This window comes from Pseudonocardia sp. McavD-2-B, from assembly GCF_024124365.1.
In the GTDB taxonomy this organism is placed as follows: domain Bacteria; phylum Actinomycetota; class Actinomycetes; order Mycobacteriales; family Pseudonocardiaceae; genus Pseudonocardia; species Pseudonocardia alni.
Genome location: NZ_JAMXSG010000017.1, coordinates 1 through 25,861, shown reverse-complemented (window position 1 = coordinate 25,861; position 25,861 = coordinate 1). Strand labels below are relative to the sequence as shown.

General features: G+C 71.5%; 22 protein-coding genes. 15 read left to right on the top strand and 7 right to left on the bottom strand.

From position 1 onward, the window contains the following. Positions 1-202: 202 nt before the first annotated feature. A complete protein-coding gene (locus NH602_RS04750) occupies positions 203-1,384 on the top strand; it encodes an MFS transporter (RefSeq protein ID WP_308292807.1) in 1,182 nt (393 codons plus the stop codon). 184 nt (positions 1,385-1,568) lie between these two features. Here NH602_RS04750 and NH602_RS04745 read toward each other — a convergent pair whose 3' ends face one another. Beyond that, positions 1,569-2,000, bottom strand: a complete 432-nt coding sequence (locus tag NH602_RS04745) for a helix-turn-helix domain-containing protein (RefSeq protein WP_253067118.1) — start codon at positions 1,998-2,000, stop codon at positions 1,569-1,571. Positions 2,001-2,207: 207 nt separating this feature from the next. Between NH602_RS04745 and NH602_RS04740 the strand changes: the two genes are divergently transcribed. From NH602_RS04740 to NH602_RS04725, 4 genes are all read left to right on the top strand, one after another. Next, positions 2,208-3,440 (top strand): MFS transporter, encoded by a 1,233-nt coding sequence (locus NH602_RS04740; RefSeq protein WP_253067117.1) that lies wholly within the window; start codon positions 2,208-2,210, stop codon positions 3,438-3,440. Positions 3,441-4,517: 1,077 nt separating this feature from the next. Further along, positions 4,518-5,882 (top strand): GGDEF domain-containing protein, encoded by a 1,365-nt coding sequence (locus tag NH602_RS04735; RefSeq protein ID WP_253067116.1) that lies wholly within the window; start codon positions 4,518-4,520, stop codon positions 5,880-5,882. 4 nt (positions 5,883-5,886) lie between these two features. After that, positions 5,887-6,798, top strand: a complete 912-nt coding sequence (locus tag NH602_RS04730) for a hypothetical protein (RefSeq protein WP_253067115.1) — start codon at positions 5,887-5,889, stop codon at positions 6,796-6,798. Positions 6,799-6,936: 138 nt separating this feature from the next. Beyond that, positions 6,937-7,635, top strand: a complete 699-nt coding sequence (locus tag NH602_RS04725) for a hypothetical protein (RefSeq protein ID WP_253067114.1) — start codon at positions 6,937-6,939, stop codon at positions 7,633-7,635. Here the strand turns inward: NH602_RS04725 and NH602_RS04720 are convergent. The 5 genes from NH602_RS04720 to NH602_RS04700 all read right to left on the bottom strand — a co-directional run bounded on the left by NH602_RS04720 (position 7,611) and on the right by NH602_RS04700 (position 13,488). Beyond that, on the bottom strand, positions 7,611-8,843 hold the full coding sequence (locus NH602_RS04720) for a DUF6545 domain-containing protein (protein WP_253067113.1): 1,233 nt from the start codon (positions 8,841-8,843) through the stop codon (positions 7,611-7,613). The genes NH602_RS04725 and NH602_RS04720 overlap by 25 nt on opposite strands. Before the next feature lie 7 nt (positions 8,844-8,850). Continuing rightward, positions 8,851-9,414 carry an ImmA/IrrE family metallo-endopeptidase gene (locus NH602_RS04715; protein WP_075329566.1) on the bottom strand — a complete coding sequence of 188 codons (564 nt, stop codon included), beginning with the start codon at positions 9,412-9,414 and terminating at the stop codon, positions 8,851-8,853. A 128-nt stretch (positions 9,415-9,542) separates the two neighbouring features. Then, positions 9,543-10,901 carry a diguanylate cyclase gene (locus NH602_RS04710; RefSeq protein ID WP_253067112.1) on the bottom strand — a complete coding sequence of 453 codons (1,359 nt, stop codon included), beginning with the start codon at positions 10,899-10,901 and terminating at the stop codon, positions 9,543-9,545. 21 nt (positions 10,902-10,922) lie between these two features. Next, the gene (locus tag NH602_RS04705; protein WP_253067111.1) at positions 10,923-12,824 is read right to left on the bottom strand and encodes a prolyl oligopeptidase family serine peptidase; all 1,902 of its coding nucleotides are present in this window, start codon (positions 12,822-12,824) and stop codon (positions 10,923-10,925) included. Between the two features lie 142 nt (positions 12,825-12,966). Continuing rightward, positions 12,967-13,488, bottom strand: a complete 522-nt coding sequence (locus NH602_RS04700; RefSeq protein ID WP_253067110.1) for an XRE family transcriptional regulator — start codon at positions 13,486-13,488, stop codon at positions 12,967-12,969. A gap of 525 nt (positions 13,489-14,013) precedes the next feature. Here NH602_RS04700 and NH602_RS04695 point away from each other — a divergent pair. Continuing rightward, positions 14,014-14,409 carry a hypothetical protein gene (locus NH602_RS04695; RefSeq protein ID WP_253067109.1) on the top strand — a complete coding sequence of 132 codons (396 nt, stop codon included), beginning with the start codon at positions 14,014-14,016 and terminating at the stop codon, positions 14,407-14,409. On the opposite strand, the gene NH602_RS04690 is transcribed toward NH602_RS04695, so the two are convergent. After that, complete coding sequence (locus tag NH602_RS04690; RefSeq protein ID WP_253067108.1) at positions 14,406-14,840, bottom strand: helix-turn-helix domain-containing protein; 435 nt, start codon at positions 14,838-14,840, stop codon at positions 14,406-14,408. The genes NH602_RS04695 and NH602_RS04690 overlap by 4 nt on opposite strands. Positions 14,841-15,718: 878 nt before the next feature. Between NH602_RS04690 and NH602_RS04685 the strand changes: the two genes are divergently transcribed. The 9 genes from NH602_RS04685 to NH602_RS04645 all read left to right on the top strand — a co-directional run. Continuing rightward, positions 15,719-16,198, top strand: coding sequence for a hypothetical protein (locus NH602_RS04685; protein ID WP_253067107.1), 480 nt, complete (start codon positions 15,719-15,721; stop codon positions 16,196-16,198). Positions 16,199-16,665: 467 nt separating this feature from the next. After that, positions 16,666-17,634 carry a MinD/ParA family protein gene (locus tag NH602_RS04680; RefSeq protein WP_253067106.1) on the top strand — a complete coding sequence of 323 codons (969 nt, stop codon included), beginning with the start codon at positions 16,666-16,668 and terminating at the stop codon, positions 17,632-17,634. Next, positions 17,631-18,932, top strand: a complete 1,302-nt coding sequence (locus NH602_RS04675) for a family 16 glycosylhydrolase (RefSeq protein ID WP_253067105.1) — start codon at positions 17,631-17,633, stop codon at positions 18,930-18,932. The genes NH602_RS04680 and NH602_RS04675 overlap by 4 nt, the downstream gene beginning before the upstream one ends. Before the next feature lie 55 nt (positions 18,933-18,987). Beyond that, positions 18,988-21,276, top strand: coding sequence for a transglycosylase family protein (locus NH602_RS32145; RefSeq protein ID WP_374210128.1), 2,289 nt, complete (start codon positions 18,988-18,990; stop codon positions 21,274-21,276). Positions 21,277-21,279: 3 nt separating this feature from the next. Then, entirely contained in the window at positions 21,280-22,272 is a 993-nt protein-coding gene (locus NH602_RS04665) for a serine protease (RefSeq protein WP_253067104.1), read from the top strand. After that, a complete protein-coding gene (locus tag NH602_RS04660; RefSeq protein ID WP_253067103.1) occupies positions 22,272-23,336 on the top strand; it encodes a hypothetical protein in 1,065 nt (354 codons plus the stop codon). Before NH602_RS04665 ends, NH602_RS04660 begins: the two co-directional genes overlap by 1 nt. A gap of 109 nt (positions 23,337-23,445) precedes the next feature. After that, on the top strand, positions 23,446-23,787 hold the full coding sequence (locus NH602_RS04655; protein WP_253067102.1) for a hypothetical protein: 342 nt from the start codon (positions 23,446-23,448) through the stop codon (positions 23,785-23,787). After that, positions 23,787-24,626, top strand: a complete 840-nt coding sequence (locus tag NH602_RS04650; RefSeq protein WP_253067101.1) for a hypothetical protein — start codon at positions 23,787-23,789, stop codon at positions 24,624-24,626. Before NH602_RS04655 ends, NH602_RS04650 begins: the two co-directional genes overlap by 1 nt. After that, on the top strand, positions 24,623-25,861 hold a 1,239-nt coding region (locus NH602_RS04645; RefSeq protein ID WP_253067100.1), incomplete at its 3' end, for a type IV secretion system protein. The genes NH602_RS04650 and NH602_RS04645, both read left to right, overlap by 4 nt.

Below are 25,861 nucleotides of genomic sequence, written 5' to 3'. Positions count from 1 at the left end.
GCGTAGCTATGCCGTAGGCGCCCTTGCGGCCGAAACCACGGCGTCGAGACTCCTCAGCTGAGGGGGCAGGATGTCTCGCGAGTAACACGACGAGTGGCCATTCAAGGCGTCACGGAACTGGCTCGACGACGACGGCCCTTCGGTGTTCGACTGCCGATGACGACCGCAACCGAGCCATATCGTCGAGCCCTATCGTGAGGTGATGAGGCCCATGCAGGGTCCGGTCAGAGCGCCCCATTTATTGGGGGTCGGTGCCTTCGCAGTAGGGACCTGCGAACTAGTGCTTGCAGGACTGTTGCCGGAGCTGGGGAGTTCGCTCGGGGTATCCGTGGCGACCGCGGGCCAGGTCGTAACGGTATTCGGAGTGACTGCAGCCATCGCCGGACCGGTCCTCGCGGCATCCAGCGTTCGCTGGGCTCGCCGCCGGGTCCTGCTTCTTGCGCTCGGTCTTTACCTCGTCGGGACCGCGCTGAGCGCGGCTGCTGGCACCTTCGGTGTCCTGCTCGGCGGGCAAGTGCTAGCTGCGTGCGGGGCCGGCCTGTTTCTGCCGACTGCCACCGTGACCGCTGCGGCTCTTGAGAAACCGGAGCGACGCGGTAGAGCCGTCGCCATCGTCACAACGGGTATGACCGTGGCGATCGCCGTCGGCGCCCCACTCGGAACGGCACTCGCGGCCATCGCTGGATGGCGGGCCACCATGCTCATGCTGACCGGACTCGCCCTCCTCGTCGGCGTCGCGGTCCTCGCATGGATCCCGCCGGTTCAGGCCGCACCCGATGAACTGGCCGGACTCCGCGAGCGGCTGAAACCACTCGTCGACCGGCGCGTGCTTGCCCTCCTCGCCACGACGTTGGCAGCCTTTACCGCCATCTACATCCCGTACACCTACATCTCGGTCGTAGCCCAGGAGGCAACCGGCGGCGACGGCCTTCAGCTGGCAAGCATCCTCGTCGTACTCGGTGTCGCGGGAATCGCTGGAAATCTGCTGGCAGGGCGTCTGGCTGACCGCGTCGGCGGACGACCTGTCGTCGCAGGCTCACTGATAGGCCTCGTCATCGTCTTCTTAATGACTCCGTACTGGAGCACGACCCTTCCGGCTGCTCTGGTCGCCGCGGCCGCGTATGGGGTGATCGGCTTCGGGGTGAGCGCTCCTCAGACGTATCGGATCCTGAGTTTGGGAGGCCAAACATCGCTGTCAGTCGCGCTCAACGGCGCGGCGCTGTACCTCGCGATCTCGCTGTCCGGGCTCCTCGGCGCCGCAGTCCTCACTGCGCTGGATGTCAGATGGCTTGGCGTGATCGCGGCCGTCACAGCCGGCGTTGCCCTCCTGCTGTCCGAGCTGGCGCAGCGCGTGGACATCCGATCGCGAGCGAGGGCAGTGTGAGTCCTGACGACACACGCCAGCCCGCCGACGACGGACATGGGGCCAGAGCACGGCCACCGGGGCCACTTCAGGACGTCTCTCCGGGGCCAGCCGGGGTTGACATTCCCAGACGCCGGAACAGCGACCGAACTACAGCCATCCGTCGCGGCTGGTCGCGAGCCCCACTGCCGGATGAGGAGCCAGGTCAGGGGCGGTCTGTGGGTCCGGGAGTCGGCATGGCCCGCAGATCAGCGACGACCTGCTCCAGCGCTCGGCGGGTCGCCGGCCGCAGGTGACCGATGGCCCGGACGAGGTCGGCGATGTCTGCCTGCCGCACGACCTGCAGCACCTCGAGTTCCTCGGTGCTGACCTGGGCGTAGGGGTCGTCAAGCAGGTAGCTGACCGGCACCTGGAAGAACCGGGCGATGTCCTCCAGGGTTGCCTTCGACGGGTTGGTGGTGCGCCCGAGGCGCAGGTGGTTGAGCGTCGCGCGCGACACCGATCCGCCGGAGGCCTGAATGCCCGCGACTACCTCGTCGAGAGTGGTGGGCCGCCCTTGCGACTCCAGCGTGCTGAACAGGTAGTTCAGCTTGTCCGCCAGAGATCGCGAGCCCGCGGAGTCCCCTTGCGCCACCACCCTGCCCCCCTCATCTGGCCCACTCCCGAGTCACGGAGAGGCCGACGGTAGTTCTACCGGCCAGTGGCGCCATCCCGACGCAGGGACGCTGTACCCCGGTCGGAGCGGTGTCTGATCAGCTGTTCGCGAGTGTTGTTCGCTTAGTGGGCGGGATCGGACCCTGGGTGTCCGGCGTGTTGCTGTTCGTGACATGGTCGGGCGCCGACTATGAACGATGCCGACTCTGCAGCCGCCGTGCCTGGGCCCCGCCGTCTGACCCAGGTCTTCGCGCTTCGTGAGTTCCGTGCGCTGTGGTCGGCTGAGGTCGTTTCGATCCTGGGCGACCAGCTCGCTCGGGTGGCGTTCTCGGTACTGGTCTACGACCGCACGAGCTCGGCGGCCCTGTCGGCGACCGTGTACGCGTTGACCTTCCTACCCGCGCTGCTCGGCGGTGCGTTGCTGGGATGGGTCGCCGACCGATATCCCCGCCGCCGGGTGATGATCGGCAGCGACCTCGCCCGCGCGGCACTGGTCGTACCGATGGCGTGGCCCGGCCTTCCCCTACCCGTGCTGTGCGCCCTGATCGTGGTCATGGTGTTGCTGGGCTCCCCGCACTCGGCGGCGCAGGGGGCGTTGCTGCCCGAGATCCTGCGCGGCGACCTGCTCGAACGCGGGTACGCCGTTCGCCAGGTGACGGGGCAGGTCGCGCAGGTCGCCGGGTTCGCGACCGGCGGCGCACTGCTGGCTCTGCTGAGTCCGCAGACCGCTCTGCTGGCGAACGCCGGGACCTTCGTCCTCTCAGCTGTCGTGCTGACCGCCGGGGTCACGGCTCGGGCGGCGCCCGCTGCTGCCGAGGCCGGCGAGGTCCGTTCCTGGTGGCGTGACATCGCCGTTGGGGCGCACACGGTGTTCGCCGATCCCTCGCGTCGCACGTTGGCCCTCGTCGTCTGGATGGCCGGGACCTACATCGCCCCTGAGGGGGTGGCTGCTCCGTATGCCGCGCAGCTGGGCGCTGGTCCGGTCGCCGTCGGGATCCTGCTGGCAGCCATCCCGGCCGGCAGCGTCGTCGGGGCGATCGTCTTCACCCGTTGGGTCCCCCAGGGGGCCCGGGAGCGCTGGATGCTCCCGCTTGCGGTGGTCGCGGGGGTCCCCCTGATGGTGAGCGCGATCGCGACGTCGGTCGTTGCGGTCGCCGCGCTGTGGGCGCTCAGCGGAGCGGCCGTGGCCGCCGCATTGATCCAGGCTCAGGCCGGCTTCGTGCGCCGGACTCCCGCCAAGGCGCGGGGGCGCGCGACCGGGCTTGCCGCCGCCGGCCTGATCGGCGCGCAGGGTATCGGCCTTCTCGCGGCCGGGTTGCTCGCCGAGTGGTCCTCCCCTGGCGTTGCGGTGGCGGTCACCGCCGCCGTCGCTGGGGTCGGGCTCGCGGCCTTGGCGGTGTCTGGGTCGGCCCGAGCGCTGTGAGCGGTGGGGGTGCCGACTTTCCACTCGGGCTCCCCACCGCCTCACCGTCGTCGTGCTTCGCACTTTCACCGCCTGGCCGTCGCCAGTGAAGACCTCAGATCCACACACGGTTACGCATCACGTCACCTCTCCTCTCTTGCTTGTTCGATCAGAATCACGTCACCAGTTCCAGTTACGCATCCATCCCCCTGCCTAGTCGTTCGACCGGACGATCCCGACCGTTCACCAGCTCCAGTTGCGCACGAGCCCTCTCCTCTCTCTTCGCGAATCCCCAGAAATCGTCGAGTCACCAGTTCCAGTTGCGCACGAGCCATCTCCCTTCACGCGATACCCACCAGTGGGATGCATTCACCAGTTCCAGTTGCGCACTGCACACTCCCTCCTATAGCCACAAGAACAGACCACTCCACGTTCACCAGTTCCAGTTGCGCACTCAAACCCCTCCTTCGCACAGGACATGCGGACCCATCGACAGCGCCATCACCAGTTCCAGTTACGCATTACCCGCACCTTCCCTTCTTTCTCGCCCGCCATGACCCGACCACCTGTCACCAGTTCCAGTTACGCATCTCGCTACCTCCGATCGTCACGACTTACCATCGACTCCAGTTCACCAGTTCCAGTTACGCACGTTCACCAGATCCCATCTCATCGAGCCCCCGCTTCCGTCGCCTGCTTCATTCGCCTGCCTCGTTCACCAGTTCCAGTTGCGCATTACAGGCCCTTTCAATCGAGTCCGACACCTTTATGCTCAGGCTCTTTACTCATTACCAGTTCCAGTTACGCACAGCTCCCCCTCTCGTCGTGGCGACTTCCGCCGGGTTACTACAAATGGCCTAGCTGCGGCGCAGCTCTGCCGACCACACCCGCGTCCGAGGTCGCCCCGGCTCGCGACGGCCTCGACAGGGTAGGCGAGAAACATCGCCACGTCAGCGGCACAGTTGATCTTGATAGCCGATTCTGAGCCCTCCCGGCGACCTGCGGATCGATGAGAGCGACACAACTGAGCTGGGATGCAACCGCTCGCCGCCGTCTATGCTGAGACGGGAAAAAACGATCTACGATTCGAGGATTCTCGTGACCTCATCCACCGCGCGACACGCCGACCGGAGCACCCTCCGGTCAAGGCTGTCGGCGTGGCGGCTCTGGTCACTTCCGCCTCGCGTTCGGGCGTTACTTGTCGCAGTCGAACTCGCAGCTGTGTGCCTACTCACTGTCGACATCGTCCTTCACGGCGTCCCCCGCGGGCTGTCGGTGTGGCTGACCGCGGGTGCGCTGGTGGTCCTAAGCGGCGTGCACGCCGAGATCTCACTACGCGCTGAGCGACTGCGCCGCCGCATCGCAGAGACCAGGTATATCGACCTGAGTTCGGTGTGGACATTCGCGGGTGCGCTGTTGCTGCCGCCTCTACTTGCAGCGTGCACCGTGATCGTCAGCTATACCCATCTGTACTTCCGCGTCTTTCGGCCCGCCGGGACCCCTCCCCATCGACAGTTCTACTCGACGTCCACCGTCGTGTTGGCCGTCTATCTGGTCGCAGCGGTCCGACTAGGCTTCGACGGGTCGAACTCATGGTTCGCGATCGTCGAGATCGCGGCGTGTCTAGCGGTTTACACTGGCACAAACATGTTGCTCGTCGTGAGCGTTATCCGCTTGGCTCAGCCCGGGAGCAAGTTCTTGGCGATCCTGGCCGGCGGCGAGATCGCACTGGAGACCGCCACGCTCAGTCTTGGTGCAATCGTGGCCTACGCGGTGATGCCGGACCATCTTCCGCTCGTGGCGCTGCTGATTCCTGCGCTCGTTCTGATGGAGCAGACCACTCTCATCAGGCAGCTCGAGACACGGGCGGCGACGGATGCGAAAACCGGCCTGCTGAACGCGGAGGGTTGGCGCTCGCAGGCGCTGCAGCTGCTCGACGCGGCGGAGCGCGACCGCTCCAACGTCGGCGTCCTGATCCTCGACCTCGACTACTTCAAGGAGGTAAACGACCGCTACGGGCACCTGGTCGGTGACGCGGTGCTCCGCGCGGTCGCCGAGGTGATCGAGGCTGAGATCCGTGACCGCGACGCCGCCGGACGCTTCGGCGGGGAGGAGTTCGTCATCGCCCTGGCCGGGGTGCGTGTGCCGGCCGACCGCGACGGTGGAGCGGTCCGTGAGGTGGGAGAGCGGATCCGTCGGAGGATCGAGGCTCTGGAGGTCGACGTCGACGGCGACGAGGCTCCCCCGATACAGGTCTCCTCTCTCACCGCCTCGATCGGGGCCGCGGTCTACCCGGAGGCCGGCCGCGATCTCGACGTTCTGCTCGCGGCCGCGGACGGGGCGCTCTACGCGGCGAAGAACGCCGGGCGGAACCGGGTCCTCGTGAGCCACGGCCCCACTCCGCCTCCGCCTGCCTCTCCCCCGCCCGGCCCGTCGGTGCCGTCGCCGCGCCCTGGAGCATGAGGGCGTGCGCAGAGACGACGCGACCGATGCCGGACAGGTGGACGACGCGGGCGACGCGGGCTTTCTGCGGCAGTCGGCGGAGTTCGTGTCTCACGCCTGTGCAGGCGGCGCACGTCGCACGGCGCGTCAGGTGCTCGGGGCGTGGGAGCGCTGGTGTCGCCGCGAGGGCTCCGATCCGCTGGTTCTGGATCCCACGGCGATACGGGCGTTCCTGGCCACGGCCCCGGTCGGCCATACCTACCGGGACCGGGAGCGCGCCGAGACGGTCCTGGAGCAGTTCCGGTCGACGGTTGCCGACGACGCCGCCGCGCAACCGAGTACCTCCTCGGGGGCCGCGGCGGTGTCGCCGAGTCCTGCCTCCGCCGCTGCCCCCGATGGCGCCCTCGAGCCCACGGCGCTGATCTGGCTGCTCGACACCGCGGAGGTGATCGACGCGCCGATCCTGGGTCTGTCGCTTCTCGTCGCGGTGAACGGGCTCGGGGTGGGCGAGGCTCTGAGCCTGGACGTTGAGCACGTCGCGTCGACCGACGGTCTGCCTGTGGTTCGCCTACCTCGACGGTGGGGGCGACGGTCGGTGGTCCCGCTCGCTGCGGCGACCGCCGCGGCCCTGACGCAGTGCACCGCCGGGCGATCGGAGGGACCGCTGCTGCGGGCGCTGGACGCCGGCGAGCGGCTCTCGCCGGTGGAGGCCGCCCAGCGTTTCACTGCGGTCGCGGCGGCGGTCGGCCTGGACCGTCAGGTGACGCCGGCGGCGTTGGAGCAGACCTTCGTCTCGCTCGCGCTGAGCGCCGGCGTGCCGATCTCGGCCCTGACGCACGCCCTCGGGGACGTCGACGGTCGCGCCGAACACTCCCGGCACGCTGCCTTTGCCATCTGCAACTACCTTGCGTCACAAGATCCGTTGCGCTTCGTGTAGGCGGTTGGACTCACTGGGTGACGGGGTGCTCCAATGGCTAGTCCCACAACGCGCGATGTGTTGTATTCGCAGCGTCATGCTGTTGGGTGAGCGCGGCAAGGGCTCAGCGGGCGAGAAGCATTCACGGAGGCTGCGTCGGTGGCGGCACGCAACAGCTGGCAGCTCAGCGGAGCTGCCGCCTCGTCACCGGTCGGCGCGGAGCTGACCTGGTGGGGCGCGGTGCTGCCGCGGGCAGGTCAGCTGGTCGTGGCCGATCCCCTTCTGCCCCGACCGCTGATGACGGCACTGCTGTCCGACGCTGCCGACGACGTGTCCGCCACCGGGCCGCGTCGGGCGCGCGTCGTCGTGGTCTCGCTGCTGGCCGGCGGAGGGCTCGCGGCAGCTGTCGTGATGGCGACCGAGGCGCTGCAGGTGCTTCTGCTGGTCACCGCTGCAGTCGGCTTCGTGGTCTGGTCAAGCCGGATGCACAGCCGGGAGCACGCGGTCCGGGAGCGGGAAGGTGCGCGCCCGCTGTTCGCGGTGCGTCCCAGCGTCGGAGAGCCGACCTGGGAGCTGCTCGCCCATCTCGACAGTCAGCAGGCCGCCCGGCCCGACGATGCCTTCTGTGCCGCCGCTCGTCATCTGCTGTGGCGGGTCGCGCACGTGAGCCCGCGCAGCGACGCCGCGATCACACGTCTGACCGAACGCGCTCGCGACGGTGATCTGTCCTCCACCGACCAGCTGTGGGCTGCGGCTGAGGACCTGACCATGTTGGCCGTCGCCTCGCCACGGGACGTGCGCCGGTCGGTGCCCCAGCTCGCCGTCCTGTTCCGCTACGAGTCCGGCGCAACCCGCTGACGGTCCGGCTCCTGGCCGATGCCGCTCCCCTGCGCAGCGTCTTCAGCTTCGGTGCTCTGCAGGTGTCGCAGGAAGGGCTCGACCAGTCGCCCGTGTCGCAGCTGTGTGGAGACCTCGGTCTGCAGGCGTGCTTCGGCCAGGAGCTCGCCGGTACGGGGTGGCGGTTCGGCGTCGAGGACCTGGAACGTCGCGTCCGGACCGTCGCCCCGCCCGCCCCGTAGGGCCCAGGCCAGCCAGCTGGCCTCGGCCAGCGCCGCCCGGCGGTCGGGGGAGGTGCCGGAGCCGTGCTCGCGGGCGAAGTCGACCGCTGCGGACACCACGTGGGTGGGGACCCCGCTGAGCAGGGCGCGTGTCGTGTCCCAGATGACGACCATCCGCGCGTAGAGCGCCGCGTCCGGGCGCTCCCGCAGCAGGCTCGGCCGGGCGATGGCCTCGCTCTGTTGCCAGCTCGGCACTGCCGAGACCAGGACACGTTCGAGCCGGCGCAGCCGGAGGAACAGGCCGGCGGCCCGGACCTGCTCGATGACCGGCTGCAGCGGGCCGCTCAGGCGGGTGGCGACGAGCCCGAGGCCGAGCAGGGTCGCGCAGCAGAGCAGGACGACGTCGCTCGCGGCGAGCGCTCCCTGGGCTACCGGGCTGGCGGCGGGGTGCAGCTGCAGCGCGGCGAGCACCGCGAGGGCGGCGAAGGCCGCCACGAACAGTGCAGCGGACAGCCGCAGGGTCGTCTGCATGGCAGTGCTGGGGATGTAGCGCAGCACCCGTCGGCCGTGCCCGATCAGCACCGCGGTGCCGACCATCGGCCAGACCAGGGTCAGACCGGTGAGCATGACGAGCTGGGGGTAGCAGCTCCCGCCGGTGCGAGGCTCGACGAGCGGGAGCAGGGCCCCGTCGACGAGCAGGAGGATCTGGGCGAGCAGAACACCGCCTCCGGCAGCGATCGGTGAGATCGCGTAGAGGCGGCGCGACAGCGCTGTTGCCGTGGTGAACAGTCCGGTCCCTGCCAGCCCGATCGCGACGAGGATCCCGGCGGCAAGGTAGGCCCGCGCCGTCGGTGTCCCGGGGCTGGGTACAGCACCCAGTAGCGCGGCGACACCGGCGAAGAGGGCTGCGACGGTGATCCCCACCGCGGGCTGCGTTCGCCGGCGCAGTCCCAGCACCGCGGCCAGCAGCAGCGTGGCCGCAGCGATGAGGCTCAGGGTCAGGTGCATCGGGGCCTCATGTGAACGCGGACTCCAGACGAGCGGCCGCGGCACGCACCTCGGCTGTCGCTACCCAGCGATGCGACCGTCTGCCCGGTCCGTAGCCCAGCAGGGCCGCGCCGAGGGCGTCGGCTTCGGCTTCGTCGTGGGCGCCGTAGGACGGATCGTTGCCCATCCATGCGCTGAGCCGCTGCTGGGAGTCCGACAGCACCGTGCTGAAGCTGGGGCGGAACCGGGCGCTGTGGGCCTGGTGGTCGAAGAACAGGTGGCCGAGCTCGTGGGCGATGTTGTGGCGCCGGGCGAGTTCGCTGGCCGCGTGGGCGTAGAAGACGACCGCGACGCCGGGACGGGGAACCGTGCAGAGCCCGCACAGCTCACGGGCCGATGCCCCCAGCTCGACCGGTAGCAGGCGGATGGTCAGCCCGCGGGCCTGCCCGAGCCGTTCCGCGAACGCCTCGAGGTCGACCTCAGACTCCGGACAGGGTTCGAGTCCCTCGTCGCGGAGCTTGCGGCGGGCGCGGGCGACGAGCTGGGTCCAGCTCGCCGGCTCCTCGCTCTGTGCGCGTCTGCGTACCCGCATCTCATGTCCCTCGGCCGGAAACTGATCACAGTAGGTCTACCCCGGACGAGCCTCAACGAGTAGTGATCCGATGGAGGAACGCTACTGGCGTTCGCGTCGCCGTCTGTGACGGAGGGGGCTCTGCGCCCTCATCCGGCCGTTCCCCCCGCGGTGGTGCGGGCCACCATGGCGGCTGCTTCGCTGGTCACTGCGGTGGTGGCCACGCTGACGGTGCCCACGCCCTGCGACTTCGCCCGGTTGAGCTCGGCGTCGGCTCGGGTGAGCAGCTGGTCGATGCTGTCGGCGGCGTCGGGCCACCCCGCCGCGCCGACGCTGGCGGTGAGTCGGGGCGCGGTGCCGTGCTCGACGTCGAGGACCGCGGCGGTGTCGATCGCGGCGACGGCGGCGGTGACGCGCTCGCCCAGGACCTCCAGGTCGTGCCGATCGGCGGCCGGGGCGGCGATCACGAACTCCTCGCCGTGCATCCTTCCCACGATGTCTCCGGCCCGGACCGCTGTGGGCAGGATCCGCGCGACCTCGTCGAGCAGATGGTCCCCGGCCCGTACTCCCCAGGCGTCGTTGATGCGGCGGAAGCCGTCGAGGTCGACCGCCAGTACTCCGAGGGCGGTGCCGCGCTTGCGCGCCCGCTGCAGCTCCGCCGTCGCCGCCCGGTGCCAGGTCCCCGGGCTGAGCAGTCCGTCGTCGTGGTCGGTGGTCCCGACCGTGGAGACCAGCACGCTGCGCGAGAGCAGCCAGAGGGTGGGGACCAGGAGCAGGACCGGCCACGGTGAGGACGAGGCGAGCATGAACGCCACCACCGCCCCGATGCAGAGCTGTGCCAGCTCGAAGCCGTGCTGACGCAGGTCGGTCACCATGTCGCGGGCCGCGAGCCGTCCGGCGGCCAGGAACACGATGCCGGCGACCAGACCTGCCTGCACCGAGGTGTAGGCGAGGAGTGCCAGGACTGTGGAGGCGATCGGCACCAACGTCGTCGCGCCGGCGGCGAGGTCGAGGCCCAGCGCGGCCGCGAGGTAGTGGGCGGCGATCCCGGCGATCACCACCGTGGAGGCGGTGAAGATCGTGCGGTATACCGGCCCCCGTTCACGCGGGATGCGGGGGCGGTCGATGCGCAGGATCCGGTACCCGTAGATCGCGGCGACGGTCGCGGCGATCAGAGCGGGAGGGAACAGCAGTGCGGCCACCACGGTGTAGACGGAGTTGGTGACCAGGTGGCCGGTCTCGGTGGCGCTCTCCCGCTTGATGGTCGCGCGCCGGTATCCGCGCTCGGCCGACAGCGCCGCTTCGTGCTGCAGGATGCAGGCGGCGACGAGGAGCGCGGCCAACCCGATCTGTGCCGGTTCTGCCCGGGTGGGAGCGGCGACGACGAGCGCGATCGCCAGTGTTTCGACCGCGATGACGTAGGCCAGGGCCGGCCGGGGCAGATTCAGCAGGGGCAGCCGTCGCTGCCGCTGGGTAGGTGGGGTGGGTCCGTCGGGTCTGGAATCCATCGGTGTCCTCCCGTTCACCGGTCAGCGGGGCTGCAGCCCGGTGTCCGGAGTCGGGGCGCCGGGGGCGACGGCCATGACGGCCTCGGCGAAGCTGACCGAGATCAGCAGGAACTCCTCCAGCGTGCCGCTCACCTGGCTTCCGTGCCCGCCGCCGAAGCGGTAGACCGCCGGGGCCCGCCCGAGGCTGCTGAGCTTGTCGGCGTAGGCGTCGACCTGCTGGATCGGGATCCGGGTGTCGTTCTCTCCGGCGATGATCGCGACCGGTGCGCGGACGTGCTCGGCCACTGCCAGCGGCGACGCGGCGGCATAGCGCTCGGGTACCTCCTCCGGGGACCCGCCGAACAGCGCCCGGGCCATCGCACGCAGCGGCTCCTGCCCGAGCTCGTAGCTCATGGCGTGGTCGGTCACCGGCACGACACCGATCCCGCCGCGCCAGCGCTCCGGCTGCAGACCGAGCGCGAGCAGCGTGAGGTACCCGCCCCAGGAGGAGCCGGCCAGCAGACAGGACTGCGGGTCGGCCAGCCCCTGGCTTAGGGCCCAGCCGTGGACCGCGGCGAGGTCTTCGAGCTCGGTGAGGCCGGGGCGCCCGACGATGGCCTGCCGCCAGGCGGCACCGTAACCGGTGGAACCTCGGTAGTTGGTGGCGATGACGGTCCACCCCGCATCGGCCCATACGGCCAGCCGCGGGGAGTAGACGTCGGCGTCATCGAGGTCGGGGCCGGGGTGCAGCCAGAACAGGGTGCGGCCCGGTGTCGACGGGGCGTTCTGTGGTCTGACGACCAGCACGGGGATGGGCCCTCCCGGCCCGTCGACCCACTCGACCGAGGCGGGGGCGCCGTCGGGCGGCGCATCGGGCGAGTCGGGGAACAGCGGCTGCGAGCCTTCGCTCGGGCTCCACCGATAGACCCGTGGCGCCTTCTGAGAGGAGGTCCAGCTGTACTCCAGCACGCCGCCCGGGCGGCGCTCGACGTCGAGCACCGATCCGTCGCTCGGACCGATCTCTCGCAGGTCCGAGCCGTCCGCGCGGCACAGGTGCAGCGTGACGCGGGCGTGGTGGGTGTGCCGGATCGCGAGGGTCTCGGCGTCGAGCCAGATCCCGTCCACCTGGCCGGGCAGGTCGATGGAGAGCTCCTGCTGTTCCCCGCTGTCGGTGTTCCACAGCAGCAGCTCGTGGCGCCCTCGGCGCTCGTGGCGCACGAGAAGCCGCGGATCTCCCGCGGCGGGCGCGAACCCGATGGGGAGCAGCTGCTTGCCCTCGTCCCGCATCTCTGCCAGGGAGTCGCCGCTGTCGACGTCGAGGACCCGGATGCCGGGCGTGCTGGCGTCGCCGTGCTCGGAGTGGCGGATTGCCACTCGGCTGCCGTCCGGCGCCATGGGCCCGGACATGCCGTCCTGTTCGTGCCGGTAGATGGCCTCGGCCGGTTGACCTTCGAACTGTCTCCAGACCGCGATGCCCTCGCGCACCGCGAGGGCGAACACCGCCACCGCACCTCTCGGCCCGTGTCCGAGCGCGAGCCCGCTGGCGATGCCGTCGCCGGCCTCTGGGGCCACTGCCTTCGCGGTGCCACCGGCGAAGGGCTGGCGGACCCAGTGCCCGAACTCGTTCCCGCCGGTGTCGTTGAACCACCACAGCCACTCACCGTCGGCGGACAGCGCTCCGTGCTCGGTTCCGGACTCCCGCTCGGTCGCCTGGACCATCGAGTCCGCCTCGCGGTCCCACAGCCACAGCTCGTGGGTTCCCGACCGGTTGCTGCCCAGCATGCTGCGCCCGGGACGGCGGGCCGCCGAGTGCGGCAGCCCCAGCGTCGTTCCCGTGACCCGAGCTCGCCAACGGCGTTCCCGCTCAGGGTCGGCGAACAGCTCCGTGGGGGGTGTGAAGGTCAGCCCCGGCTTGTCGCCGGCAGCGACGGCGGCCTCGTCCATCGTGCTCCTCCTGGCCTACTGGGTTCTGCCGGTCGTAGCCGTGGCGTCGGCATCGAATGCGAACGGGCGCAGCCTAAACCGAGGCTGCACGTCGACAGCCCGATCGTGGCCGCGCCCGATCCGGCACGTCAGTGGGGCGGTGTCAGTAGGTCCGGCGCTTCTTGTCCAGCCCGGTGGGGTCCTCGCGGCGTGGAGGCAGCCCCTCCAACGAGCGGGCGTGCTCGAGTGCGGCCTCGACCGCGGCCAGCCCGGCGGGGGACAGATCACGGGCCCGCAGCGCGAGCTGCTCCACTCCTGTCTCCTGCAGGGTCTTGAGGGTCTCCAGCTCGCGGGCGACCTGCTGGTACCGCGACTCGTTGAGGAAGTAGTCCGCTCCCACCCCGAACAGGGCCCCCAGCGACTCCAGGTGCTTCACCGTGGGGTTGGTCTTCACACCCTTGCGCAGCTGCCAGATGTACTGCTGGGAGATCACCCGGCCTGCCCGGTCGGCCTCGGGAAGCGCCTCGACCATGCGCTCGATCGCGGTCGCCGCCCCGGGATTGCTGTAGGGCCGCCCGGTTGCCGGATCGACGATGTTGGCGAACAGCGCGTTGAGCTTCTCCGCCAGCGTGGCGCGCTCGGACGGCGCAGCCGCGTCGCTGGCGTTGGCGTCACTTTCAGTCATGTTCGGTGCGAGCGTCGCGGTCGACCGGTGGCGACGGGGTCGTGGTCGTCAACTCGCTCCCCCTTTCTACATCAGTAGAGACTAGCCGGTAGGGGCACAGGAAACCAAGCCTCAGCCGCGCTCACCGGCTCCAAGGACCGAGGAGACAGCAAGCGCTCGACACGCCGACGCCGAACCGTCATCGCGAACTTCCTGCACGCCAGCGCCTTTCCTGCACCTCGAGGCCGAGAGCAGCTCTGCACCACGCGGGGCCGCGCCGCGACCTTGCCGGATGCAACGCAGCGTTCCACACCAGTTGACAAGTACCTTCTATCTCAGTTTACGCTGTTGCTCGTTCGGCCGCGCTTCTTCCGCTGCGGTCGGATTCATCGACAGGAGCGAGGAGGCGGCAGTGACGGATGGTGATCGTCGCGATCGACAGCCGGCCGCAGCGTTGGGAGGTCACCACTCGTGATGCCAGCAGCCGCACAGGCCGCAGCCCCTCCGGACGGCGACATGGCGGAGCACGCACACAAGGAGGTCGCTGTGACCGAACCTCTACCTGCTGCCGCGTCCGAGAGCCTCGACGCTGCGCCACGGCCCCGGCTGGCCCCGGACGTCGTGGCTCTCCTGGTGGACCGCGAGCAGGCCCGACACCACAGCGAGCTCATGCGGACTCGCGAGCAGATCCTCGCCCTGTCCTCCTCGTCTGCCGAAGCCCTGCTCTCGGCCCTGGACGACGAACTGGCAGCGGTCGCCACCGCGGCGATCGGGGCGATGTCAGTGCTTCGACGGGACCCCACCGACCCCCTCACTCCCTCGGCGGTCGAGGAACTCAGCGGGTCGACCGGGGAGTACCTCACCCGGGTGGCGGACTTGAATCGCTCCCTGCTGGCGATCCATCTGGCTCTGGAGGCTCAGGTGCGAACGAACTCGTCCTAGCCTCGGCCCGCGCGCCGTCCACCGTGCAACCGGTGTAGGTCCTCGACGATGCGGGCCACAGACTGTCGGGTCTCCTCCGGCAGCTCAGCGACAAGTTCGACGAAGCTCTCCAGGTTGGCGTTGTGCACCACCGCCAGCAGGTGACGGTCGGGGTCGCCGGACTCGCTGAGGTCGTCGTCGAACAGATAGGCCACTGGCACCTGGAAAAAGCGGGCGATGCCTTCCAAGGTCGTCTTGGTGGGGTTGTCGCGCCGCCCCCTCCGCAGGTGGTTGAGATACGGCACGGACAGCGACGGCCCGCCGGCCTCGCGGATGCCGTTGACGATCTCCTCGTTGGTGTAGGGACCGCGGTCGGCCGGATGGACCGTCGCCACGATCCGGTTCAGCCGATCAGCCAGCGAGGCGCCGGGGACGTCCGACTGCTCGGCCACCCGCGTCCTCCTCCGTGATGCGGTTCCGGCCCGAGGCGCGGAGTGCCACTGATGGATCGGGGCGACGGTAGCCGGGCCGACGGGTCCCAGGAAGCCGAGGTCGGCCTTCACGTCGGCGCGCCTCCTCGGCCCCGGCAGCCACCCCGGCGGGAACCCGCTGAGTGACCTCGAATCTGCAGGTCAGAACACGTTGACATCCCGAAACGACGACAGGATAGTTGCCGCTGTTGATTTCTCCTAGGAGAACAACGCGGTACTTCAGCTACCAGGTTAAGGAGGTGTGCCGTGACGGCTCATCTGATCGCGGTGCTGCACACCGCCCATCCCGGCCCCGCGGGACGTGTGTGATGCCGAAGGCACGGACATCTCGGACCGGTCCTCAGTGGCGAACTGCTCCTGGGCTCGGTGCGACGGCCACCGCCGTCCGCGACGCATCGGCGGTCGAGGAGCCCACGGCGGCCCGGCGACCATCTGCACCCGACCCGCAGCGCCGCGAGACGCCTGGTCTGGGCCCGCTCGGCCCCTGGACCGTGCGAACCGTCGGAGCAGACGCACCCGCCGACCAGACGGCCGACGTAGCGCACGAGGACGACGCCGCGCCCGCCGCACAGCAGCCGACCACCGCGCAGCAACCGCCCGGCGCGGCCACCGCTGCCGAGGCCGCCCCGGTTGCCCTCACGGACCTCGCGACGCCTCAGCAGACCGCAAACCCCTCCCCCCTCGCCCCATCCGGCCCCGAGCAGGTGCGTCCGGAGGAGCCGGAGCTCGCCGCACCGCAGGTGCCTCTCGACAGCGAGATGCCCTCGCTTCGACGCAGGAACGGCAGGTCCGGGACGGTCGCCCGACACAACCCAGCGCGGGAGTCGTTCTCCCGTTCTGTGCGGTCACTGGAGCCGATCTCCGATCCCGAGGCCGCGAGCTTCGCCGGCCGCTTCGCCGCCGACTTCCAGTCGTTCGACGAGGACGTCCCGAGCCGTCGGGCAGAGGTACTGCGGCCTCTGCTCGCTGACCCCCAGGCGTGCACCTGGGGGTGGTCGGGCGCGGGCAGGCAGCGCGCCGACTCACCGCTGCCGGGCCGGATCTACCGGCCCAGCGACACGGTGGTGTTCGTCGAGGTGATCGTCCGTGTCACCACGTACGCGCGCGCCTGCCCGCAGCCCGACGATCCGGCGGCGCGCCCCACGGCGGTCGAGTCCGAGCTGACCGGAGTCGTGGGTCCCTCCTGTGCGCCTCCCGACGCCGACCCCAGGTGGGTGGCGGCCGAGGCGAACTGGGTCCGGATGACGGTCCCGATCACCCGTGACGACGACGGCCACCTGGTCGTCGACCCGCACCTGCGTCCCACCGATTCCTCCTGACCCCCACCAAGAGGTAGCTGCTGATGTCCTCGTCCAACGGCACCAACAACACCTCCGCTGCCCCGTCCTGGCTGGACGCGGGCGCCGGATGGGCCGCTCCGACCACCGGGTACGACGGGGCCCAGGTCCCCGCGACCGAGCCCGAGCCCCCGGCCGCTCCGGCGGGCGCGTCGGCGAACTGGCCGAGCAGCTCGCCATCTCGCCCGGCGGCGCCCGCGCCGGAGCGCTTCCTCGCCGAGCCACCGCTGGCGAGGGCCGAACCGGTCGGTCGGTCGGCTTCGTCATCGGCAGCGTCGTCATCGGCAGCGTCGTCATCGGCAGCGTCGTCATCGGCAGCGTCGTCATCGGCAGCGTCGTCCGTGTCAGCGCCCGCTCCGGCGGACCCGCCTCCCGCCCCGGCTCATCGGGACCCGGTTGTCTCGGAGGATCCGCAGGCGTTTCGCCCGGCGTGGGACGAGCAGACCGGGGTGCTGTCGGGAGTGGTCCGCGAGCGACGGGCCCGTCCTCAGCAGGGATGGCGCCACTTCGCCTACCAGCTGACCGGCGGCCGCTGGAACCCCGGCCTGTCCGAGGCCGAGGCCCGGCTGCGCGACCAGCTGCAGAAGATCCGGACCCCGCTGCCCGGCCCGCACAGCGTCGTCGTCGGCTCGATCAAGGGCGGGATCGGCAAGACCACCGTGTCCGCGCTGCTCGGGCTCGCGCTCGCGGAGTACCGCGGGGACCGGGTGATCGCGATGGACGCCAATCCCGACGCCGGCACCCTCGGCGACCGCCTCGTCGGCGAGACCCTGGCTGCGAAGACCACCGTGCGCGACCTGCTCTACGCCCTGGACGAGATCCGGGCCCACACCGACCTGGCCGGGTACACCCATCTCGCCGGGCGCCTGCAGGTGCTGACCTCCGAGCAGGAACCGGAGCTGTCGGAGACGTTCTCCGCGGGCGACTACGAGGCCGCGCTGCGGCTGCTGGCCCGCTACTACAACGCGATCATCACCGACTCCGGAACCGGGATCGTGCACTCGGCGATGCAGGGCAGCCTGCGCCACGCCGACTCCCTGGTCATCGTCGGTGCGCCGACCAACGACGGCGCCTCCCGCGCCGCTCGCACCTTCCGCTGGCTGGCCGCCAACGGATACCGCCACCTCACCGAGGACGCGGTGGTGGTGCTGTCCTACGACCGCCACAGCCCGGACATCGACGACCGCGTGATTCGCGACTTCTTCGCCGAACGCTGCCGCGCGGTGATCGTCCTTCCCCCGGATCCGCACCTGCAGGCCGGCGGGATCATCGACTTCGACGCCCTCACCCCCGCCGCGCGCGACGCCGCGCTCGAGCTCGCCGCGACCGTCGCCGAGGGCTTCCAGGGCCGGCGCACCCACGGGCTGGCCAGCCACGGGTTCCGCACCCCGCCGACCGACCCCGGTGGTCCCCGGTGATCAGTCCCCAGCTGGTCGTGGGCGCCGCGCTGGCGCTCACCACCACCCTCACCGCGTCCGGGCTCGTGCCCGCCGCGGCGCCCGAGGGTGGCGTCGAGTGCGGATGGCGGATCACCGCGGTGCACGTACTCGCCGAGCTCACCGGGGACACCTCCCCGCGTGCGGAGAAGCTGCGCCGCGCACTGCTCGACGTCGGCGCGAACAAGCCCGGCTTCATCCCGGCCCAGTGCTACGAGCCCGGCACCGGCGACTCAAGCGGGTCCGGCTCCGGCGGGTCCGGTGGGTCCAGCAACGACTCCAGCGACACCGGCACGGCCCCGAGCACAGGCAACGGCTCGGGCAGCAACGACTCCGGAGGCACCGGCTCCGGCGGCACCGGCTCCGACCCGGGGAACAGCTCCGGCGACGGGACAGGCTCGGGCGGCGGAGCTGCCAGCAAGTGCACGACCACCGCGGCGGACACGCTCGGCTGGGGCGAGCCGAAGGTGGCTGATGAGTTCGAGGGCACCTCGATCTCCGGGGACTGGAACGCCTACGACGGACCCGGCCACGGCGGCAACGGCCGCCGGACCCCGGACGCGATCAGCGTCGCCGACGGGCAGCTGACCATTACCGGCTCGGAGAACGGCGACGCAGGCGGGATGGCCTGGTCACCCCACAGCCAGCAGTACGGGCGCTGGGAGGGCTGCGCCCAATCCCCCGCTCCGGCTGCGTCGAGCTTGCACACCCTGTTCCTGCTCTGGCCGACCGCGGAGAACTGGCCCGAGGGCGGCGAGGTCGACTTCATGGAGATCTCCGACGGGACCCGGCAGAAGGTCGAGGGCTTCCTGCACTACGGCTCGGACAACTCCCAGACCCAGGGCTCGGTCGAGGTCGACGCCACCGAGTGGCACGCCTTCGCCGTCGAGTGGACCCCGGACAAGATCACCTACCTCGTCGACGGCGAGCCGTGGTTCACCGACGACGACAAGTCCCACAACCCGCCCGGGCCGATGCACCTGACCATCCAGCTCGACTACTTCGGCGGTGACACCTCAGGCGGTGCGGCGATGCACGTCGACTGGGTCCGCCAGTACGAGCTCACCGGCGGCGGCGCCTCGGTCGGGGTCGATGTCTCGGCCGGGCAGGACGGCGTCGACGCCGGCGCCGACGTCTCCCTCGGCGGCGGTGACAGCGACTCCACCGGTCAGAGCAGCGACGACCGCAGCGGCGGCGGCTCCGGCGGCGACAGCGACCGCGGTGGCGATGGCGGTGGCGACCGCGGTGACTCCGGTGGCGGGTCCCGCGGAGGCGACTGACCGACCGACCTGCTCGTGAGACAGCCCCCGGATCACCTGACAGAGGACCTGTGACATGCCCTGGAACCGCACGCCGCGCCCCTCGTGGGCCGAGCACCTCCCCCCGTCCTCGCGCGGTCCTGCCGCGCGCCGCGCCGCGGTCGCGGTGCTGACCGCCGGAGCGCTGGTCGGGGTGACCGCGTTCTCGCTGAGCCCGCTACCCGCCCAGCTCGGCCTGACCGCGGTCGGCTGCAACGAGGGCAAGGCCGTGCGCCAGCTCGCCGCCGCCCGCGAGACCCGCACCCAGACCCGGGCGTTACTGGCCGATCTCGCCGTCAGCGACGACACCAGGGCTCAGGGGCTGGCCCGCGAGATCGCCGGGCTCGGTTTCACCCCCGCGACCCAGCCGCCCGGATGGCGGCAGAAGGCCGTGGACGTCTCCGACCAGCTCAACACCCTCGACGCCGCCGATCCGCACCTGCAGCAGGTCGCGGCGAAGCTGGCCCGCGCCGGGTTCGGCCCGACCCCTGCCGACCTGCTGCCCAAGGACCCGCCGCCGCCCGCGCCAGGCCCGGTCGCCGAGCTGGGCGAGTCTCTCGGCAACGCCGCGGACAGCGCCGTCGGTGCGGTCACCTCCGCCGGTGAGGCGGTCACCGAGATCGGGAAACCCAAGCCCACGCCCAGCAGCGCCGGGTCCGCCGGCCGACCTGCCGCCTCGAACCCCAAGCGCCAGGCCGAGCCCGCGCTGCCCCAGACCTGCATCGACCACGCCGGTGCCACCGCAGCCCCCGCAGCCCCCGCCGCCCCTCCGCCGGCACCGGCGGCGCCCGCAGAGTCACCGGACCCCGCGCCCGAAGAGGACTCGCCCTCGGACGCGTCGCCCGACAGCGAAGACGCCGTTAGCCCGGGCACAGGCGAGACCGGCTCGGACAGCCCCACCGACGACGGCGACGCCGCCGAGCAGCCCGATACCGGCGCGCCGAGTACCGCCGGCGGACAGGACCCCGATCCTTCGCGCCCGTCGGAGCCGGACTCCTCGGACTCCAGCAGCTCGGCCTCCGGCGATTCGGACTCCGGCTCGTCCGACGATGACAGCACCAGCAGCACGGACGACACCACGAGCGACACCGGTGCCGGGGCGGGATCAGACAGCTCGTCGGGCACGAGCGAGTCCGCCAGTTCCTCCGGCGGTGGCTCGGCCCAGGACCTGGAGAAGGCTCGGATCGCGTTGCAGCTGGTCGGTGAGCTGATGCAGGCTCTGGGTGCCAGCTCTGACGCCGACGCCGGGCAGGTCCGCGACTCCGTGCTCGGGGTTCTGGACCGTGAGCAGCTGGAGAAGCTCGGGGCCGACCCCGCGGACCTGGCCAAGCTCGACCAGCTCGACGACCTGGGTTCCGGGGGCTCCCCGGCCTCATCAGGCTCCGGGTCGAGCGACACCGGCACGGATACCGGCACGGCCGACTCCGACGGCACCGGTTCGGGCTCCTCGGACACCGACTCGTCGACGACGTCGGCGGGCGGTGGTGAGTCGTCGTCCTCGACCGAGCAGGCCAGTACCGGGGGAGCGGGTGATGCGTGGGAGGCCGGGGCGGAGAAGCTGGCCGAGCAGGTGCGCGACGCCGCCGACGCCGACCCTCTGGCTGAGCAGCTCGCCGAGAAGCTCGCCGCCGCGGGGATCGGCTCCGGCCCCGACACCAACTCCGGCACTGGTTCCGACGCTGGGTCGGAGGCCGGGTCGGGCTCGGCCCAGCCCGATGAGCAGAAGAGCGGCAGCGGGGGGCAGGGCGAGACCGGCAGCTCCGGCCAGCCCTCCACCGGCAACGGCGACGCCGGTGCAGCGGACGGGTCGGACACCGGTTCCGGCAGCGACGCCACGGGCGACAACGACGTGCTGAGCCCGCAGGCCGGAGACCCGATCTCGCGACCCGGCGCGGAGCAGACCGACCAGCCCGGTGACCAGCAGGGCGACAGTGCCGGAGACGCCGGGCAGACCGGCTCCGACGAGCAGGGAAGCTCCGACGGGCAGAGCGCCCCGGATGCGCAGGGCGGCTCGGCCGAGGACGGAGAGCAGCCCCGGGACCCGGAGGGATCCGAACCCGCACCGGTGGCCGGTGGCAGCGCGCAGGCCGCGACCTGGGACCGGCTCGCCCAGTGCGAGTCCGGCGGTGACTGGGCGATCGACACCGGCAACGGCTACTCCGGTGGGCTGCAGTTCGACCAGGCCACCTGGGCGGCCTACGGCGGCACCGGTTCGGCGCACGAGGCCAGCCGCGAGCAGCAGATCGCGGTCGCGGAGAAGGTCCGCGCCGACCGGGGCGGCTACTCGGCCTGGCCGGCGTGCTCGAAGAAGCTCGGTCTGGCCTGACCCATGACCAGCAGCAGGTGGCGCACAGCGCAGACGACCGCAGTGATGACCGTGGCGATCGCCGCGACGGTCACCGCGGCCGTCGCGCTGGCGTCGTGGACCTCCGAGGCCCCGCAGGGCGCTCGGGTGGTGGGACTCGGGTCGGCCGCGCCGTGGGGGTCGGCCGACCCGAGGACACCCACTGCACCCGCTGCACCGTCCGATTCGGCAGTGCAGGCGCCGGTGCGGGGCCAGGCCGGGCCGGTGGTGGGCGGGTTGTCGGCGACCTCGGTCGGGGTGCTGGTCGTCGACGGTGGCCGCCACCAGTGCTCGGCGGCGGTGGTCGCCTCGCGGTCGCGCAGGTTGCTGGCCACCGCGGCGCACTGCGTGTGGCTCGACGGCGGCTGGCGGGTCGACGGGGCGTTCTTCATCCCCGGCTACGCCGCGGGTGAGGAACCGCTGGGCCGGTGGACGGTCGACACCGCCTACGTGCCACCGGCCTGGCAGCAGATCGACTCCCCCATCAACGACGTCGCCGCCGACACCGACTTCGCGTTCGTGACGCTGCTGCCCCGCGACGGGGTCCTGCCCGAGCAGGTCCTCGGCGCGCAGGGCATCCGCTTCTCCACCCCCGACCGGCTCCCGGTCGCCGCGCTGGGCTACCCGGCCACCGGCGTCTACGACGGGCAGTCGTTGCGGGGCTGCGACGGCCCCGCCGCGGTCGAGACCTTCACCCGGCCGGACCGCGACGGCGGGCAGGTGCTGGCGATGACCTGCGACATGACCGAGGGCGCCTCGGGCGGGCCGTGGCTGGCCGGCCCGGACGCCGCGGCCGGGCGCGGGCAGGTCGTCGGGGTCGTGTCCGGCGGCGATGCCACCCAGCTGGTCTCACCCCGATTCGGCGCCGCAGCGCGCGAGGTCTATGAGGCCGCCGACTCCGCCGCCCTGATCCCCGACCAGCCCACCACCCCCGACCCCGCGCTCGCCCGGACCGCCCCTCGAGGAGGGACCAGCTGATGACCTCACCCCGGAACGCGGCCGACCCGCACCACCGCTGGGCAGGGCCGGGGGCGTCGCCGCCGCGCAGCCCGTACGAGCTCAACCACCGGCTCGGCGCCGCCGCGCGCACCCGCGCGCCGGGCGGGCTGGGGGTGGTCGACACCGAGACCATCGTCGACACCACCTCCGCCGCAGCCGCCGCCGACCAGGGCCACGGTCCGGACCCGGTCGAGGTCGCCGAGCAGCTCGGCGCGGCTACCGACGCTGCGCAGGACCGCACCCGCACGGTGTTCCCCGAGTCCCGCCCGGTGTCCTGGGCGGCGTTCGGGCCGCTGATCCCGGTGCTTGCCGGGTCCGCCGGGGCCGGGGCGTCGTGTGTCGCGGCCGCGATCGTGGACGCGCTGCAGCAGGACCAGCGGTGCGCGCTGCTGATCGACGCCGACGACCCCGCCCGCTCCGGCCTCGCCGGTGCCTCCTCGGTGGACGGCCCCTGGACCCGGCAGGTCAACGACCACCTCACCGTGCGCTACAGCTGGCGCGCCGACGCGCTGCTGGCCCGCCTGGAGACCCGGAACCCGGCGGCGCTGCCGACCATCACCCCGGGGATGGTGCCCCCACCCCCGGACTGGCTGCCCGACCCGGCACCCGACCCGCTGCACGCCACCGTCGTCGATCTCGGTCACGGCGGCTGGCGGGCCGCCGCGACCCCGATCTACGGCGCCGGGGGCTGGCTACGCCGCGGACTGCCGACCCAGCGCCCGATCCTGGTGGTCCGCGCGACCCGCCCGTCGCTGCGCCAGGCCGAGCAGCTGCTCGCCCGCCTGGACCCCTGGGTGCAGCGCGGCCTGGCCACCCCGATCTACCAGCTCGTGGTCAACGGCGCCCGCAAATGGCCGACGGGAGTGGCCGGCGCGGCCGGGCCCCGGGTCGCGGCACTGCTCGACGAAGCCCTGTTCGTGCCACACATCCCGGCCTGGGAGGTCGGCGGGGTGACCGACGAACCCAGCCCGGCCCGGGCGGTCGACGCCCTACGACCGCTGCTCGCCTCCTGGCAGCTCATCACCTCACCGAGGCGCCGCTGACCAGCCGACTGGTTCGACCCGCTGCGTCCGGCCCCCACCCCGGCGACCAGCCCGCACACACCGCCACGCCCACACCGTTCGTCCCACACCACCCTGCGGAGCACACCCCATGTCTGTCCCCCACCTGATCAGCGAATCCTTCGCCCACGCGTTCCTGCTCCCCCTGCAGGACCCGCCGCCGAAGCCGCCGCGGATCCCCGAGGTCAACGCGGTCGCACCACCCGGCAACCAGATGCTCACCCGGGTCGTCGGCTACTTCATCTGGATCGCCGGCGTCTGCGTCCTCGGGCTGTTCTTCGGCGGGATCATCGCCTCCACCGCCGGACGGCTCTATGACCACCACGGCTCCGGACGCCGCGGCGCACAGATGATCGTCTCCAGCCTCGTCCTGGCCGTCCTGCTCGGCCTCGGCTACACCCTGATCACCGCATTCGCCGCCGGAGCCAGCTGATGGCCCGCCTGATGAACCCCCACGACCCCCACCTGCGCTCGGGTGGCGGGCAGCGCCGCGCCCTGCTCATCCTGGGCGCGGTCACGGCCCTGGTCCTGGTGGTCGTGGTCGCGCTGATCGTGTCCTTGACCGGCGTCTTCACCGACCCGCAGCGCGGCCCGGAGTCTGCGCCCGCGCAGCCGGCCCCGATCGGCACTGGCGACAGCGGCTCCGGACCGCAGGCCGAGGCCGAGCTCGCCGCCCGCCCGATGTTGCAGGTTCCCCTCGCCGCGATCCAGCCGCACGCGCTCTCCACGCGGACGGCGGGCCCGCCGATCGTGCTCCCCGCACCCCAGCAGTTCGTCGCCACGCTGGTCCCGACCGGGTTCCCCGACACCCCGGAGGGCGCGGTCGCGCAACTGGTCGAGCTGATGAAAGCCGGCATGTCCGGCGGCGACCCGCAGGTCTGGGCGCAGATCTATAACTCCCTCGCCGAGCCCGGCGCCCGGCCCGCCGCGCAGACCTCAGTCAGCAACGACCTCGCCGACCTGCGCCGAGGAGCGCACCTGCCCCGCACGGGACCGTCGTCGAGCGGGCTGCGGATGTCCTGGACCCCGACCAGCGCGATCATCAAGGGCAGCACCGACGACGGCGCCTACACCGTGGCGTGTGTGCTCGGCGAGTTCGTCGCCGACAACAACGGCCGGGTCGTCTCGTTCGGCTGGGGCAACTGCCTGCCGATGCGCCGAGTCGATGACCAATGGAAGGTCGCCTCCGGCCCTACCGCCGCACCGGCGCCCTCGGCATGGCCGGCCAGCGACGAAGCCGTCGCCGCAGGATGGCGGGACATCCAACGATGATCCCAACCCAGACCGTGCCACCGCCCGACGGCGGCTCAACCGGCGTCGGCAACTCCAGCTCGGGCATCATGGGCTCGATCATCCAGTCCGGCCTCGACGCCGTCATGCAGAAGGTGTGGGACGCCGGGGTCTGGGTGCTGCGGGCGGGGTTCGAGCTGGCTGACCAGGTGTCCTGGGTCGATCCGAGCACGATCACCGGTAAGGCCGAGCAGCGCCCGGACTCACCGAACCCCGCCACCGCCGTCGACGCCGCCACAGCCGGTGGGCAGAGCTTGTCGTTGTGGTCGTCGCTGATCTGGCTGGCCACCTTGATCGCGCTGGGACTGTTCTTCTACCAGCTGATCTCGGTCGCCCTGCGCGGCGGGCGGGGCATGTTCCGGGCGTTCACCGGGCCTCTGCAGTTCGGGATGGCGATCGCGCTGACCTCCGGCATGGTCGCGGTCCTGCTCGGCGCCGCGGACGGGCTGACCACGTTCTTCCTGTCCCAGCTCGGCGGCGACGGATCGTTCGGCGCGGCTATGGCCAACGACACCGTCGCTGCCCGGGTCGGGGAGAACCCCGACCTGGGCGACAGCATCGAGGAGGGCGCCCGCGCGATGATCCTCGGCCTCGCCGCTCTGTTCGGGGTCATCCCGGCCGCGATCGGCTTCGCCCTACAGATGATCTTCCGCCAGGCCGCGATCCTCGTCCTGGTCGCGACGATCCCGCTGCTGGCCGCGATGCTGGTCGCCGACTCCACCGCCCCGTCGTTCTGGCGCGGCGTGCGCTGGCTGCTCGCCGCGATCCTGATGAAGCCCGCCCTCGCACTCGTGCTGCTCATCGGCGTCTCGGTCATGGGCAGGGCGACAGGAGTCGCTGGGCTGCTGGCCGGGGCGGCGGTGCTGCTGGTGTCGCTGTTCTGCCCGATGGTGATCTACCGGCTGCTGGCCTTCGTCGACCCGGGTACCGGTGCGGGGATGGCGCTGCGCTCGGGTGGCGGTGGGCGTGGTTCGTCGGCGCCGGGTGCGGATGGCGGCACCAGTGAGTCGATCAACGTCGCCCGCATGGCCCGCTCGGGCGGCAGTACTGACGGTGCTGCATCGGCCGGGGGTGGCGGGGAGCTCGGTGGCTCGACCGCCGCGTCTCCCGCGGCCGCCGGCCGTGCGGGCGGTGCTGGTGCCGGTGGCGCTGGTGGTGCGGGTGCTGCCGGTGGTGGGTCGGCCGCGGGCGGCGGCGCAGCCGCCGGTGGCGCGGCG

Excerpts from the sequence above, each read along its gene's own strand:
- NH602_RS04700 (WP_253067110.1), bottom strand. The coding sequence starts at position 13,488 with ATGACTGAAAGTGACGCCAACGCCAGCGACGCGGCTGCGCCGTCCGAG.
- NH602_RS04655 (WP_253067102.1), top strand. The coding sequence starts at position 23,446 with ATGTCTGTCCCCCACCTGATCAGCGAATCCTTCGCCCACGCGTTCCTG.
- NH602_RS04710 (WP_253067112.1), bottom strand. The coding sequence starts at position 10,901 with ATGGATTCCAGACCCGACGGACCCACCCCACCTACCCAGCGGCAGCGA.
- NH602_RS04720 (WP_253067113.1), bottom strand. The coding sequence starts at position 8,843 with ATGCACCTGACCCTGAGCCTCATCGCTGCGGCCACGCTGCTGCTGGCC.
- NH602_RS04740 (WP_253067117.1), top strand. The coding sequence starts at position 2,208 with ATGAACGATGCCGACTCTGCAGCCGCCGTGCCTGGGCCCCGCCGTCTG.
- NH602_RS04705 (WP_253067111.1), bottom strand. The coding sequence starts at position 12,824 with ATGGACGAGGCCGCCGTCGCTGCCGGCGACAAGCCGGGGCTGACCTTC.
- NH602_RS32145 (WP_374210128.1), top strand. The coding sequence starts at position 18,988 with ATGCCCTGGAACCGCACGCCGCGCCCCTCGTGGGCCGAGCACCTCCCC.
- NH602_RS04650 (WP_253067101.1), top strand. The coding sequence starts at position 23,787 with ATGGCCCGCCTGATGAACCCCCACGACCCCCACCTGCGCTCGGGTGGC.
- NH602_RS04660 (WP_253067103.1), top strand. The coding sequence starts at position 22,272 with ATGACCTCACCCCGGAACGCGGCCGACCCGCACCACCGCTGGGCAGGG.
- NH602_RS04665 (WP_253067104.1), top strand. The coding sequence starts at position 21,280 with ATGACCAGCAGCAGGTGGCGCACAGCGCAGACGACCGCAGTGATGACC.
- NH602_RS04715 (WP_075329566.1), bottom strand. The coding sequence starts at position 9,414 with ATGCGGGTACGCAGACGCGCACAGAGCGAGGAGCCGGCGAGCTGGACC.
- NH602_RS04750 (WP_308292807.1), top strand. The coding sequence starts at position 203 with ATGAGGCCCATGCAGGGTCCGGTCAGAGCGCCCCATTTATTGGGGGTC.